Below are 14,644 nucleotides of genomic sequence, written 5' to 3' on the forward strand. Positions count from 1 at the left end.
ATGCTTTTCAGAAAAAAGGAGACGCTGACCATGCGTTTATCTGATGTCACTAACCAGGCTATATTTGCTCAAAAACAGATGGGGCAGATGGCGACAATATTAGCCATAGAAAAGTAAGGCACCCGGATCGCAATCCTATCTGATAGCCATTTTGTGAAGTCGCCGTCTGGCTTTTGAAAACCCCCTTTCAAATGAAAAGGGGGTTAGGGCAGGGGTAATGAGATATTAAGCGTGTATCAGGCTAATAAATTGCTCCAGAACGCGCAATCGGGTACGTAACACTCTGGAGCGGTAGTGCGCGCCTTATTTAGAAGCTTTCCCAGCTTCCTTCGCCTGCCGTGCTTAACGCAGGACTCCCTTTGATGATTGGCGCTGGACGTTTAACCACGTCCGGACTGCGTCTTCTCTCAGTCGTTGAGGCAACTTTGAAAGACGAGACCAGGGCGCTCAGGTTTTCTGCCTGCTCCTGGAGCGAGCGTGAAGCCGAAGATGCCTCCTCAACCAACGCGGCATTTTGCTGGGTAACTTCATCCATCTGCCCAATGGCCTGATGCACCTGTTCAATCCCCTGGCTTTGCCCGGTAGTGGCCGCGGCGATCTCATTGACGATATCCGCTACCTGCTGAATCGCGATACGCACTTTCTCCGAGTTGTCGCCCACGTTGGCTGCCTGGCTGGCACCACTTTCAACCTGCTGGGAAGAAGCCGTGATCAGCTCTTTAATTTCCCGGGCAGCAGACGATGAGCGCTGCGCAAGATTGCGAACTTCTGACGCGACCACGGCGAAGCCTCGCCCATGTTCCCCGGCTCTGGCGGCTTCGACGGCGGCGTTCAGCGCCAGAATATTGGTCTGGAAGGCAATGCCTTCGATCAGGCCGGTGATCTCTGAAATTCTTCCCGAGCTGTTTTTAATATCATCCATCGTTGTGAGCATGGTTTTAACGGAGTCACCATTTTGCACCGACATTTTGTTGGCCGTACCGGCAAGAATATTTGCCTGATTAGCACTTTCGGCGTTTTGTTTCACCGTATCGCTTAATGCCGCCATACTTGCTGAGGTTTGTTCAAGAGAAGCGGCCTGCTGTTCGGTACGTGAGGATAAATCTTCGTTGCCCGCCGCGATTTGAGAAGACGCTGTGCTGACCGAGTAGGATGAGTCATTAACCGATGAGAGCGTTGTGCCAACCCGCTCAAGCAGATTATTAAAGGCCGCTGCTGTTTTACCAATTTCATCCTTGCGGCGGTCATCGGCTCGTTGAGTCAGGTCAAGGTTGATACTGACCTCGCTCATGACGGATTCCATCCCAAAAAGGCTTCTCTTTATGCTGAGTATCGTCCTGATGGCAAAAAATCCCAGTATCAGAATAGTCAGCGCAGCACCGATGGATAATACCCAGATAAGTCTGGAATAAATCCGCTGGTTATCTTCTCTCAGGCCGTTACCGATAGTGATATTTAATTCGATCTGCTTCTTGAGGTCGCTGGTAAGCTTTCTTCCTGCGCTGCCGACGCCGGTATCACTCTGCATGAGCGAAAGCGTCAGGGCATCATTATGGGCACGTGATGCAGCGAAGAAGGCGGGGAGAGCCTGACGTACCGCGTCAATATTTTGATAAGCGAGGTTGGTTAACTGCCCATCCTCATCACTTGATATATCATTTTTCTTATAATAGTCGGTTAATGACGTCAGCTGATCCAGTATCTGATAGATGTCTTTTTCGGCCGCAGGCAATTTAGTTTCGTCCGTGATGACTTTATAACGATACAGAGCAATACCAAAATTACTGGAGGCGCTTATCGACTTGTCGAGATCTGTAATGCTGGGAATGGTGTTGTACTGAACAAATTCAAACCTTGACTGGAATCCCGATATGGCTGATAACGCTACGATTACCAGAGCAACTATTGCAATAGCAAGGAGAGAGAAAGTGATTGATAAGCGCTGTGTGATAGACATGGTGACCTCTGAAATTCGTTAAAACCATAAGAATGTTCATCAGGTCAGAAAAGGCCCTGAGATAAACCTTATCGGCTTTTTTTCTGAGGACTTTATGGATTTGTACATTATGTATTATTAAATTTAGTCAGATTAAAATAAACACGCCTGTCGGGTAAATCCATTGTTAATTTAAGGTTAATTTATATTAATTATTCCTTCCTTAATAAGCACGCTATATATTTTTATAATGGCGCACGGCTTTTTAGCGTGGTGCGGCTCTTAGCAGCGAGACGACCAGTGGAGAAAGTGCATTTCGCAGGGCGGCCCGTTCAGACTGGAAAAGCGTTGCCACGAAAAAACGGTGTGTTGGCAGCTCTATACCGCGCACGCCACCTTCACGATCCCATGCCGTAACACGCAGCGGATAGCTCTCCAGTTCGGCAATAAAGCCCGGATCCACTCCGAAACGACAGTGGTAGCCTTCGTGTGTTTTAAGCTTTCCATACGCCTGAGCAATCACCGACCCCTCTTCAATAATGATGTCATCTGTCTCTTCTATTAGCGCGCAGCTCAGCGGTACGATAACCATTCGCCCTTCAGTATCCGTCTCCTTATGAGCAGCATCCTGCCAGCCAATCACATTGCGGGCATACTCGATAAGGGCATACTGGAATCCGCCGCATGAACCCAGAAACGGGACGTCGTTTACCCGCGCCCAGGTGATGGCCATCATCGCGCCCTGATCGTTTTGATATGGGCTACCGGGTACCACCCAAATCGCATCATAAGGCTCCAACACTGACGTATCCGTTATTGATGCAGTGGGAAGCCATTCGGCAGAAATATTGAGGTTAAGGTGATCGGCGGCAAGCTGAATGGCGGGGGGGATGGCCTGATGAGCAACGGCGGCGGAGCGAAAATCTCCAACAAGCGCGATACGAAAAGAAAGCGTCATGATCATTTCCTTTGTCGGAAAGATAGGATATTACCTGATTTTTAACATAGCGACAACATTGTTACGGGAGGAGCCACCAAGCATTTCACCGTTTAGCGATCTGATTCATAACTCTGGCATAACCTGCAGTTTATCGCTGGGAAAAACGCGCTGCGCTTCGTATTCTGACTTATCGATTATTGAAGGAAGATGACCGTGTCCCAGAGATTCAACGAATTCGATCAGCCGATTGGCCCGGCATTACCCGACTGGCTGCCTGCCAGAATGCCTGAGCGTCAGACGCTCAAGGGGAGCTATTGCCGCCTGGAGCCGCTGGACGTCGCCAAACACAGTGGCGATCTCTATGCCGCCTATGCATTTGCCGCCGACGGGCGCGACTGGACTTACCTTACCGATGAGCGCCCTTCAACGCCGGAGGCATTTCGTCACTGGCTGGCACAGCGTGCAGCAGAAAAAAATGTGATCACCTTTACTATTCTTTGTGCCAAACGTAACAGGGCGATGGGCCTGGCCTCGTATATGCGCATTGATCGGGATAACGGATCGATAGAGCTGGGCGGCCTGACCTGGTCACCGCTGATGAAACGGACCATCATTGGCACAGAAGCACTTTATCTGATGCTGAAATACACCTTTGAGCTAGGTTATCGCCGCTGCGAATGGAAATGTGATGCATTGAATGCCCCCTCGCGGGCGTCGGCTGAACGGCTTGGGTTTCAGTATGAGGGTACCTTCCGGCAGATGATGACCCGCAAAGGGCGTTCAAGAGATACGCAGTGGTTCTCCATCCTTGATAGCGAGTGGCCGGCGATAAATCATGCCATAACCCGCTGGCTGGACAGGGAAAACTTTGATGCTCAGGGGCAGCAGATCCAGCGTTTGCAGACTCTTTCAGGGGCGGCGAAACTGGTAGACGGCGGTGTTGACCGGTCCGCTGTCTAATACGATCAGCCCATAGGCGATCCCCATGAACCTGGCCCCGCAGCGCGTGGCGACCCGTCTGCTGGCGACGTTATCCTCCACGGCAAGAATTTCCACTATCTCCCTTTCCGGACGCTGCCAGGCCAGTTCAACCAGATAGCGAACGGCCTGGCTGGCAATGCCCTGGCGCTGGTCGCTGCTGCGTACCCAGTAGCCTATTGAGCAGTGATGAGTTTGCTCAGAGGAATAGCGCAGTCCGGCACCGCCCAGTAACCGACCCTCCTGGCTGAATATACCCAGCTCATCAGCCCTGCCGTTTTCGCGCATAAGCTGCGTCACCGCAAACCAGCGGCGCGCCTCTTCTGATTTAAATTCCGGGTGCGCCCACAGCAGCCAGGGCAGCAGCGTATTCAGCGAGTCATTGACGGCTTCGGCAAAGGCGGGCGCATCTTCATCGCACCAGGGTCTGAGTAGAATATCCATGGCGTTCCTGTCGGTTTCAGGTGGTGTGAGCGTTAACCCTACAAATGGTTTACCGCATTATTCTAAACCTGTCGTGTTCTGAAAATCTAAAAGTGGCTTACGCAAACTCCTTTTGTTCTCCTCGCAGTGCAACCTTACATTTCCCTCAGTGCAACGCCAATCCCTTCACTGGCACGGTCCAGAGTCATTTGATTAAGTCCGGCGGTAGTTTCTGTCATAAGAATAGATGTAAAGTAAACATTACACTATAGTGGTGCTAGTTGAGTGTTATAATTTATTCAATATGCTGTTTTTATTGATATTTAATCAGTGCCCGTGCCGATTTCATGTACCTGGTAAGAAAAATGTACAGACAGAGGTTGAGGTTTGTACACTATCTGATACATTGATAGTCATCACGCCGGGGGTCCCTCTGAGCAAACACGATTACGACAGGAATATGAGCATGCAAAAAGACGCGCTGAATAACGTACATATTGCTAATGAACAGGTTTTAATCACGCCTGAAGAGCTGAAAAAACAGTTTCCGCTTAGTGCGACTCAGGCAGAGAAAATTGCTTCATCACGCAAGGTCATTTCTGACATCATTAGCGGTAAGGATCCCCGTCTGCTGGTGGTGTGTGGGCCCTGTTCAATCCACGATACTGAAGCTGCGCTCGACTATGCCCGCCACCTTAAAGCGCTTTCTGACAGGCTTCAGGATCAGCTGTTTATCGTTATGCGCGTTTACTTTGAAAAACCCCGTACGACCGTTGGCTGGAAGGGGCTAATTAACGATCCTTTTATGGATAACTCTTTTGATATGCAGGCCGGTCTGCATATTGCGCGTCGCCTGCTGTTGGACCTGGTTGAAATGGGGCTGCCGCTGGCAACGGAAGCGCTGGATCCCAACAGTCCACAGTACCTTGGTGACCTTTTTAGCTGGTCGGCTATCGGTGCCCGCACGACAGAATCTCAGACGCATCGTGAAATGGCCTCGGGCCTCTCAATGCCGGTGGGATTCAAAAATGGTACGGATGGCAGTCTGGGTACGGCTATCAATGCCATGCGCGCAGCTTCAATGCCGCATCGTTTTGTCGGTATCAATCAGGCAGGGCAGGTCTGCCTGCTGCAAACGCAGGGGAATCCGGATGGACATGTGATCCTGCGTGGCGGGAAAAAACCCAACTACGGCCCGGAGGATGTGGCGCAGTGTGAAAAAGAGATGCGCCAGGCGGGACTCCGTCCCTCCTTGATGATAGATTGCAGCCATGGCAATTCTGATAAAGATTTTCGCCGCCAGTCTGGCGTCGCTGAATCTGCCGTAGCGCAGATCAAAGACGGCAACCATTCAATTATGGGACTGATGCTGGAAAGCCATCTTAACGAGGGGAGTCAGTCTTCCGAGCAGCCGCGCAGTGAGATGCGCTACGGCGTTTCCGTCACCGATGCCTGCATCAGCTGGGATACGACCGAGCAGCTGCTAAGTGAAATCCATCAGTCTTTGAGTGGCGTACTGGCGGCGCGTCTGTCGCAAGAGGATTAATTATGGTGGCTGAACTGACCGCGCTTCGCGATCAAATTGATGAAGTAGATAAAGCCCTGCTGGATCTGATGGCAAAACGGCTAAGCCTGGTTGCCGAAGTGGGTGAGGTCAAAAGCCGTTATGGCCTGCCGATTTACGTCCCGGAACGCGAAGCGGCGATGCTGGCCTCGCGGCGTAATGAAGCCGCGCTGCTGGGAGTGCCGCCGGATCTGATTGAAGACGTTTTGCGCAGGCTGATGCGCGAGTCCTATTCAAGTGAAAACGATAAAGGCTTCAAAACGCTCTGTCCCACGCTGCGTCCGGTAGTGATTGTCGGTGGTAAGGGCCAGATGGGCCGCATGTTTGAGAAAATGCTTACTCTGTCCGGATATCAGGTAGAAATCCTTGATAAAGAGGACTGGGATCGGGCTGATACTCTGCTCTCCACCGCCGGTATGGTGATAATCAGCGTTCCCATCCACCTGACGGAAGAGGTGATTGCCCGACTGCCCGCGCTACCGGAAGACTGTATTCTTGTCGATCTTGCTTCGATCAAGAACCGCCCGCTTCAGGCGATGCTGGCTGCGCATCCTGGCCCGGTGCTGGGTCTGCATCCGATGTTCGGCCCGGACAGTGGGAGCCTGGCGAAGCAGGTTGTCGTATGGTGTGATGGCCGCCAGCCGGAAGCCTACCAGTGGTTTCTGGAACAAATTCAGGTATGGGGCGCACGGCTGCATCGCATTAGCGCGGTTGAGCATGACCAGAATATGGCGTTTATCCAGGCGCTGCGCCACTTTGCCACTTTTGCCTATGGCCTGCATCTGGCGGAGGAGAATGTACAGCTTGAACAGCTATTAGCGCTATCTTCACCCATCTACCGGCTCGAGCTGGCGATGGTTGGCCGACTGTTTGCTCAGGATCCCCAGCTCTATGCGGATATCATCATGTCGTCAGAGAGCAATCTGGCGCTAATTAAGCGCTACTATCATCGCTTCGGTGAAGCCATTACGCTGCTGGAGAAGGGCGATAAGCAGGCCTTTATTCGCAGCTTTAATCAGGTCAGGCACTGGTTTGGCGACTATTCCGACCACTTTATGCAGGAAAGTCGTACGCTGCTGCGTCAGGCTAATGACCGTAAGTAATGATTAAAGGCCAGCGATGGCCTTTTTTATGTGGTGTGGTCAGCGGTTCGCGACCTGATCCGGTTAAGTAATTATCTGACTTAACCGGCTGGTAAAGACCCCGACGTAAGGGGATTATTCCGGCATCACCGGGATAATATTTTCGCTGGGATAGCAGCCCAACACCTTCAGCGAACGCGTAATGGGAGCCAGTTCACGCAGCGCCTGCTGTACCTCTTCCGCACGCAGATTCCCCTGAAAATCGATGTAAAACATCTCTTCCCACGGATTACCATTAATGGGGCGCGATTCCAGCTTGCTCATGACCAGATTATGCTGACGCAGCACCAGCAGGGCTTCTACCAGCGCGCCAGCCTGCTGACCGGTAGCCATAATCAGGGTGGTTTTAGCCGGTACCTGTAGCGTGACCTCAATGGGCTTACGGGCAAGAATAATAAAGCGGGTAATATTCTGCTGTTGGTTCGCCAGGTTGCGTTCCAGAACCTGCAATCCATAAAGTTCTCCACCCGCCTCGCTGCCCAGAGCCGCAGCTTTAGGTGAGTTGAGAGAGGCCACTTTCTCCATTGCGGCGGCGGTACTTTCCGTGTACTCAATTTTCCAGTGAGGGTAGCGGTTAATGAACTGGCTACACTGCTGGAAGGGCTGAGGATGACTGTAGACCGTCTCGATTTGCTGTAAATCAGTGCTGCCGGTGACCAGCACACAGTGGTCAATGGGTAACGTCATTTCACCGACGATCGACAAACTGGTTTGCTGCAACAGGTCATAGACGTCATTAATCGAACCTGAACTGGTGTTCTCGATGGGCAGCACGGCGTAATCTGCCTGGCCCGTTTCCACCTGACTGAAAATGTCCTGAAATTTCAGGCATCCACTCTCAATGACGTTTTCAAAATGACGGGTGGCGTAATGGCGTGCCGCCAGGTGCGAATAAGAGCCTTTAGGCCCCAGGAACGCGATGCGCGCAGACTGAGCATGAGTCTTATTAAGATGTTGTTGTAACAGCGCCTGCTGCGTCAGGACGGAGTCCTCAATAATAAGCTGAAACAAACGCGTGATGTAATGAGCATCCAGCTTATGGTTTTTACCCAGTGCTATCAGATGCTCAAGCAGGTCGCGTTCGCGATCAATATCCCGGATCGGTCGGTGGGTAGCCATTTTGGCTTTTGCCACGTCAGTTGCCAGCGCCCGGCGACGGGCGAGCAGGGTTAATAATTCTTCGTCCAGCGCGCTGATTTTATCGCGCAGGCCCAGCAGTGGATTCTCAGTGGTCATAGTTCTACCTGTCAGGTGCCCATAAAAAAAAAGCCTCCCACCGGGGAGGCTTGATTGTTCGTCTTCGCATTATTTCCTGAACGACGAATGGCCTCCCTGTCAGTGGAGGCTAAAAAAGAATGCGAAGAAGAACGACTGTTTTATCATCATGGTGTCCGGTTGCGGGATGCCTTTAAAGTAACCGCAGTAATTTCTCTCTGTCAATAAAAAACGCGCCCGCGGGCGCGTCAGAAACCGTTATTCCTCATCAACCTCGACAACGCTAAGATCCTTAACGCTGGCGTTTGCGCGGCGCGCTTCGCCTTTGTGCTGGACCTTATTAAGCTGGCGTTCAAGCTTAGCGATCAGCTCATTGATGGCCGTATACATATCGTCATGCTTAGCGCTGGCGACAAGCGGGCCATTCGGCGTGTTGATCGTAGCATCCGCCACGAACTCTTTCGGCTCTTTCGAGAGCACAATATGCGGGTTTATCAGATGAGTTTGCCACTTTTCAAGTTTGGCAAGACGGTCTTCGACATGCTGGCGGATAGCTGGAGTGATTTCCATGTGCTTGCTGGTAATGTTAAGTACCATAGTGCTTACCTCTCTGTCATTTCCGTCGAATGTAGATCCAGCATACCCTGAAAAATTGATGCATGTGTGATTCGGATCACGTTTTTTTGTCACTTTTTGTCAAGACTTAAAAATTTGCGAGTGGGCCTGAGAATTGGTCATCAGGAGGTTGCGTGAACGGGCATGAGAGGGCAATATCGATAAGTTAACTAAAAGATAAACCTGCAGAAATGACGGTTTTATGAACAGAAGAATGGCAGCCATCGGCTGCCATTTTGCTTTCTGAAGATTAGGCCTGATTAGCGGCGATCAGCTTCGCAACTTTATCTGCTTCTGCGTTCAGCTGCAGATGACGGTAAGCATTTTCCATCAGCGGCAGGGCGGTACGGGTAGCCTGAGTATCCGGATAGTCCTTCATCATTTGCTCAACCCGGTTAACGACAGCGACATAAGCCTCGCGCTTAGTGTAGAATTGGGCAACGGATAACTCATACTTCGCCAGCCGATCCTTCAGGAACACCAGACGCTTTCTTGCGTCAGTGGCATACTGACTGTTCGGATAACCGCGCAGCAGCTGAGAGAAGTCATGGAAAGCATCACGCGCATGCGTCGGATCGCGGTCTGAGCGATCGATGCCGAAAAAGCCCTGCAGCGCACTGTCATCAAGCGCCATATCCGTCAGACCACGCATATAAATCACGTAATCAATATTCGGGTGGGTAGGATTAAGGCGCATAAAGCGGTCAATCGCGGCCTGTGCCAGCGGTAAATCGGCATTTTTATAGTAGGCGTAGATAAGATCCAGCTGAACTTGCTGGGAGTAGGGACCGAACGGGTAGCGGTTATCAAGCGCTTCCAGTTGCGTTATTGCTCCTTTAAAGTTACCGTCCTGCAGTTTTTGCTGGGCTGTGGCATAGATTTCAGAAGGTGGGTTGTCAGGCACCGTGTCCTTCGAGCCGGAACAACCAGCTAATGCCAGGCTCAACGTGGCTGCAGCCACCAGATATTTCATACGCGTCATGACGATTTGATTATCCTCAGAGTGTTATTCAGGAAGCTGTCCATTTAGCCCCCGATAGTGACCAGGTACAATAGCACATTATATTAAACGGCATCGCCGTGAAAACCCAACGTTAACGAAGAAGCTGGTTATGGCACAACAAGTAAAACTCAACGCAACGGTCTCCGAATCGCAACTCGGACAACGCTTAGATCAGGCTTTGGCCGAATTGTTCCCTGATTATTCTCGATCTCGCATAAAAGAGTGGATTCTCGACCGTCGTATTAGTGTCAATGGCGTAATCATCGACAAACCGAAGGAAAAAGTGCTCGGTGGCGAACAAATAACTATCAACGCCGAAATCGAAGAAGAAGCGCGCTGGGAAGCGCAGGCGATACCGTTGAATATCGTTTATGAAGACGATGATATCCTGGTTATCAACAAACCGCGCGATCTGGTGGTGCACCCGGGCGCGGGCAACCCCGATGGCACCGTGCTGAATGCACTCCTGCATCACTTCCCGGCTATTGCCGATGTGCCGCGCGCAGGCATCGTACACCGTCTTGATAAAGACACCACCGGTTTGATGGTGGTCGCGAAGACCGTTCCGGCACAGACTCATCTGGTGGAATCTCTGCAGCTCAGAGAATTTACCCGTGAATATGAAGCGGTAGCGATTGGCAGAATGACCGCGGGGGGAACAGTCAATGAACCCATCAGCCGCCACTCCACCAAGCGTACGCATATGGCCGTTCATCCAATGGGTAAGCCTGCTACCACGCACTACCGCATCATGGAGCATTTCCGTGCCCATACCCGGCTGCGTTTACGGCTGGAAACCGGACGTACCCATCAGATCCGCGTACATATGTCGCATATAAATCATCCGCTGGTTGGCGATCCACTTTATGGCGGTCGTCCTCGCCCACCGAAAGGGGCATCGGAAGCCTTTATTTCCACCCTGCGTCAGTTCGACAGGCAGGCTCTGCATGCCACTATGCTGCGTCTTTATCATCCGCTTACCGGTATCGAAATGGAGTGGCATGCGCCGTTGCCTCAGGATATGGTCGACCTGATCGATGCGCTGAAAGCGGATACGCAGGCGTTCAAAGAGCAGATGGACTGGTAATGAGCCTGATTTACCCGCAGTGGTCTGCGCCCGCTGGCGTGTCTGCCTGCTCAACCACGCGTACGGGCGGCGTCAGCGCTGCGCCCTGGGACTCCTTTAATCTCGGGGATCACGTTGGGGATGCGTCAGACCGCGTTCAGGCTAACCGTGAGCGACTGGTCATGCAGGCGGCGATGCCCGCCATGCCGGTCTGGCTGGAGCAGGTTCACGGTTCACGCGTGATTGAGCTTACGGGCGAGCAGCCTTCATGTCGTCGTGCCGATGCGGCATGGACCTGCAAACCTGGCGTGGTGTGTGCGGTGATGACGGCAGATTGCCTGCCGGTGCTGTTCACCTCCGTATCGGGAAAGCAAGTCGCGGCGGCCCATGCGGGCTGGCGAGGGCTTTGCGGCGGTATTTTAGAGGCGACCGTTGCGGCTTTTTGCTGTCCACCGGAAGAGGTGATTGCCTGGCTGGGGCCGGCAATAGGTCCAGGCGCATTTGAAGTGGGTCCGGAGGTCAGAACGGCCTTTATTGCTCAGAATGTGAGCGATGAAGGCGCTTTTCGCCCGGCGGGTGAAAAATATTATGCTGATATCTGGCAGCTTGCGCGAGGGCGTCTGAAGCGCATGGGAGTGCGCCACATCTCGGGTGGCGGCCTTTGCACCCATTCTGCCGGCGAGCAATTTTTCTCTTTCCGGCGCGATGGCGTCACTGGCCGTATGGCAAGTTTGATCTGGCTGATATAACCTAGCGCCATAAGACGGTCCAGATTGATGTATTTTTCACCAAAATATTTGGGTCATTAAACTTGAAAATTTGAGGGATGACCTCATTTTAATCTCCAGTAGCAATTTGACCTGAATAGGGGGAATTATGCGTCTGGATCGTCTTACTAACAAATTCCAACTTGCGCTCTCCGATGCGCAGTCTTTAGCGCTTGGGCGCGACAATCAATTTATCGAACCTCTTCACCTGATCAGTGCCTTACTTAATCAGGAGGGCGGCTCCGTGCGTCCTTTACTCACCACCGCCGGTGTGGATGTTGCTGCACTGCGTAGCGGTGTGGAGCAGGCAATCAGCCGTCTGCCACAGGTGGAAGGCGCAGGCGGCGACGTGCAGCCTTCTGCGGATCTCATTCGCGTTCTGAACCTCTGCGATAAGCTGGCCCAGAAGCGCGCCGACAACTTTATCTCATCCGAACTTTTCGTTCTGGCCGCGCTGGACTCGCGCGGCTCACTGGCAGATCTCCTTAAATCTGCCGGAGCGACGAGTGAAAAGCTCACCAAAGCCATCGATCAAATGCGTGGGGGAGAAACCGTGAACGACCAGGGAGCTGAAGATCAGCGTCAGGCTTTAAAAAAATACACTATCGATCTGACTGAACGTGCCGAGCAGGGCAAGCTCGATCCGGTTATTGGGCGCGATGAAGAGATCCGCCGGACAATTCAGGTGCTGCAACGTCGAACAAAAAATAACCCGGTACTGATTGGTGAACCCGGCGTCGGTAAGACGGCCATCGTTGAGGGGCTGGCTCAGCGTATTATTAACGGGGAAGTCCCGGAAGGCCTGAAGGGGCGCAGGGTACTGGCTCTGGACATGGGGGCGCTGGTGGCGGGTGCAAAATACCGCGGTGAGTTTGAAGAACGCCTGAAAGGCGTGCTCAGCGATCTGTCAAAGCAGGAGGGGAATGTCATCCTGTTTATTGATGAGCTACACACAATGGTAGGGGCGGGCAAAGCCGACGGTGCCATGGATGCGGGCAATATGCTCAAACCGGCGCTGGCTCGCGGTGAACTTCACTGCGTGGGGGCGACAACCCTTGATGAGTATCGCCAGTATATTGAAAAAGATGCCGCGCTTGAGCGCCGTTTCCAGAAAGTTTTTGTCGCGGAACCCAGCGTTGAGGATACCATTGCTATCCTTCGTGGACTAAAAGAGCGCTACGAACTGCACCATCACGTGCAGATCACCGACCCGGCCATCGTGGCGGCGGCCACGCTGTCACACCGCTATATTGCAGACCGTAAGCTACCTGATAAGGCTATCGACCTGATTGATGAAGCCGCTTCCAGCATCCGTATGCAGATTGACTCCAAGCCTGAGTCGCTCGATCGTCTTGAGCGCCGCATCATTCAACTTAAGCTGGAGCAGCAGGCCCTGAAAAAAGAGGCGGACGATGCCAGCATCAAGCGTTTGAGTATGCTTGAAGAGGAGCTGGATCAGAAAGAGCGCGAGTATTCCGAACTAGAAGAAGAGTGGAAAGCCGAGAAAGCCTCTCTTTCTGGTACGCAGACGATTAAAGCCGAGCTGGAGCAGGCGAAACTCTCCATGGAGCAGGCACGCCGTTCCGGCGATCTGGCGCAGATGTCAGAGCTGCAGTATGGCAAGATACCTGAGCTGGAAAAACAGCTGGCCAGCGCGACCCAATCCGAAGGTAAAACCATGCGGCTGCTGCGTAACCGCGTAACGGATGTTGAAATTGCCGACGTGCTGGCGCGCTGGACGGGGATCCCGGTCGCGCGGATGATGGAAGGAGAGCGCGACAAATTGCTGCGTATGGAGCAGGACCTTCATCAGCGCGTTATCGGTCAGGATGAGGCCGTCGAAGCCGTATCCAATGCTATTCGCCGCAGCCGCGCAGGCCTGGCCGATCCGAACCGGCCCATTGGTTCCTTCCTGTTCCTGGGGCCAACGGGGGTGGGTAAAACCGAACTGTGTAAAGCGCTGGCAAACTTTATGTTCGACAGCGACGATGCCATGGTCCGCCTTGATATGTCCGAGTTCATGGAGAAACACTCGGTATCCCGACTGGTGGGGGCTCCTCCAGGCTACGTGGGCTATGAGGAGGGGGGCTACCTGACCGAGGCCGTTCGTCGCCGTCCTTATTCCGTGATCCTGCTGGATGAGGTTGAAAAAGCGCATCCGGACGTATTCAACATTCTGCTACAGGTGCTGGATGATGGACGGCTCACCGATGGCCAGGGCAGAACCGTAGACTTCCGCAATACCGTAGTGATCATGACTTCTAACCTGGGTTCCGATCTGATTCAGGAAAGGTTCGGCGCGCTGAGCTATGCGGAAATGAAAGAAGTGGTAATGACGGTTGTTGGCCATCACTTCCGTCCGGAGTTTATCAACCGTATTGATGAGCTGGTTGTGTTCCACCCTCTGGGCGAAACGCACATTGCCTCTATTGCTAAAATACAGCTTCAGCGATTGTATGCGCGCCTGGCCGAACGGGGTTATGAACTTCATATCTCCGATGCGGCTCTGCAACTGCTTGGTGAAAACGGCTATGACCCGGTATATGGTGCAAGGCCGCTGAAACGCGCTATTCAGCAGCAAATCGAAAATCCGCTGGCGCAGAAAATCCTTTCTGGTGCGTTAATCCCCGGTAAGGTGATTGAAATGGATGTTAATGATGGTGAAATTGTCGCCAGCCAGTAATATCCAGCCGGTCTGAATCAGTATTACACTCTATTAAGGGGCCTTCGGGCCCCTTTTTTTGGATGATAACCAGGCAAAAATGGCCCTTTCAGGCCTTATTGGTTTGAAAAATGAGCATGCAGAAAGTTTTTTGCAATTAGGGGTTGTCAGCCGTCAGGAACTCCCTATAATGCGCCTCCATCGACACGGAACAACGGCTTACAGGCCGCCGGGTTGAGAGGTTCAGGAAGCTGAACCGCCGGAGAAAAACTTCCCAAAAAGAAGTTGACTCTGAAGGAGGAAAGCGTAATATACGCCACCTCGCAGCAGGCC

12 protein-coding genes and 1 other annotated feature are annotated in these 14,644 nt (G+C 52.5%); of the genes, 6 read left to right on the plus strand and 6 right to left on the minus strand.

Annotation, left to right across the window (positions count from 1 at the left end; all coding sequences use genetic code 11):
• Positions 1–307: 307 nt before the first annotated feature.
• Complete coding sequence (locus A1830_RS15060; protein ID WP_067707863.1) at positions 308–1,957, minus strand: methyl-accepting chemotaxis protein; 1,650 nt, start codon at positions 1,955–1,957, stop codon at positions 308–310.
• 244 nt (positions 1,958–2,201) lie between these two features.
• Positions 2,202–2,894: a CTP synthase C-terminal region-related (seleno)protein gene (locus tag A1830_RS15065; RefSeq protein ID WP_067707865.1), complete on the minus strand. Its 693-nt coding sequence runs from the start codon at positions 2,892–2,894 to the stop codon at positions 2,202–2,204.
• 195 nt (positions 2,895–3,089) lie between these two features.
• On the opposite strand from A1830_RS15065, the gene A1830_RS15070 reads away from it, so the two are divergent.
• Positions 3,090–3,836, plus strand: coding sequence for a GNAT family N-acetyltransferase (locus tag A1830_RS15070; RefSeq protein WP_082804189.1), 747 nt, complete (start codon positions 3,090–3,092; stop codon positions 3,834–3,836).
• On the opposite strand, the gene A1830_RS15075 is transcribed toward A1830_RS15070, so the two are convergent.
• A complete protein-coding gene (locus A1830_RS15075) occupies positions 3,786–4,298 on the minus strand; it encodes a GNAT family N-acetyltransferase (RefSeq protein ID WP_067707871.1) in 513 nt (170 codons plus the stop codon). The genes A1830_RS15070 and A1830_RS15075 overlap by 51 nt on opposite strands.
• Before the next feature lie 445 nt (positions 4,299–4,743).
• On the opposite strand from A1830_RS15075, the gene A1830_RS15080 reads away from it, so the two are divergent.
• A complete protein-coding gene (locus tag A1830_RS15080; RefSeq protein WP_067707873.1) occupies positions 4,744–5,823 on the plus strand; it encodes a 3-deoxy-7-phosphoheptulonate synthase in 1,080 nt (359 codons plus the stop codon).
• Between the two features lie 2 nt (positions 5,824–5,825).
• Positions 5,826–6,944 carry a bifunctional chorismate mutase/prephenate dehydrogenase gene (tyrA, locus tag A1830_RS15085; RefSeq protein WP_067707877.1) on the plus strand — a complete coding sequence of 373 codons (1,119 nt, stop codon included), beginning with the start codon at positions 5,826–5,828 and terminating at the stop codon, positions 6,942–6,944.
• Between the two features lie 114 nt (positions 6,945–7,058).
• Here the strand turns inward: tyrA and pheA are convergent, their stop codons facing one another.
• From pheA to bamD, 3 genes are all read right to left on the minus strand, one after another.
• Positions 7,059–8,219: a bifunctional chorismate mutase/prephenate dehydratase gene (pheA, locus tag A1830_RS15090; RefSeq protein WP_067707880.1), complete on the minus strand. Its 1,161-nt coding sequence runs from the start codon at positions 8,217–8,219 to the stop codon at positions 7,059–7,061.
• A 23-nt stretch (positions 8,220–8,242) separates the two neighbouring features.
• Positions 8,243–8,367: a sequence feature (Phe leader region), on the minus strand.
• An 89-nt stretch (positions 8,368–8,456) separates the two neighbouring features.
• Positions 8,457–8,795 (minus strand): ribosome-associated translation inhibitor RaiA, encoded by a 339-nt coding sequence (gene raiA / locus A1830_RS15095; protein ID WP_067707884.1) that lies wholly within the window; start codon positions 8,793–8,795, stop codon positions 8,457–8,459.
• A gap of 268 nt (positions 8,796–9,063) precedes the next feature.
• Positions 9,064–9,795, minus strand: coding sequence for an outer membrane protein assembly factor BamD (gene bamD / locus A1830_RS15100; RefSeq protein WP_067707887.1), 732 nt, complete (start codon positions 9,793–9,795; stop codon positions 9,064–9,066).
• 130 nt (positions 9,796–9,925) lie between these two features.
• Between bamD and rluD the strand changes: the two genes are divergently transcribed.
• The 3 genes from rluD to clpB all read left to right on the plus strand — a co-directional run bounded on the left by rluD (position 9,926) and on the right by clpB (position 14,332).
• On the plus strand, positions 9,926–10,903 hold the full coding sequence (rluD, locus tag A1830_RS15105) for a 23S rRNA pseudouridine(1911/1915/1917) synthase RluD (RefSeq protein ID WP_067707892.1): 978 nt from the start codon (positions 9,926–9,928) through the stop codon (positions 10,901–10,903).
• The gene (gene yfiH, locus A1830_RS15110; RefSeq protein ID WP_067707895.1) at positions 10,903–11,631 is read left to right on the plus strand and encodes a purine nucleoside phosphorylase YfiH; all 729 of its coding nucleotides are present in this window, start codon (positions 10,903–10,905) and stop codon (positions 11,629–11,631) included. Before rluD ends, yfiH begins: the two co-directional genes overlap by 1 nt.
• A gap of 127 nt (positions 11,632–11,758) precedes the next feature.
• A complete protein-coding gene (gene clpB / locus A1830_RS15115; protein WP_067707898.1) occupies positions 11,759–14,332 on the plus strand; it encodes an ATP-dependent chaperone ClpB in 2,574 nt (857 codons plus the stop codon).
• Positions 14,333–14,644: the final 312 nt, after the last annotated feature.

The sequence above is a fragment of the Erwinia sp. ErVv1 genome, from assembly GCF_900068895.1.
Lineage (GTDB): Bacteria > Pseudomonadota > Gammaproteobacteria > Enterobacterales > Enterobacteriaceae > Erwinia.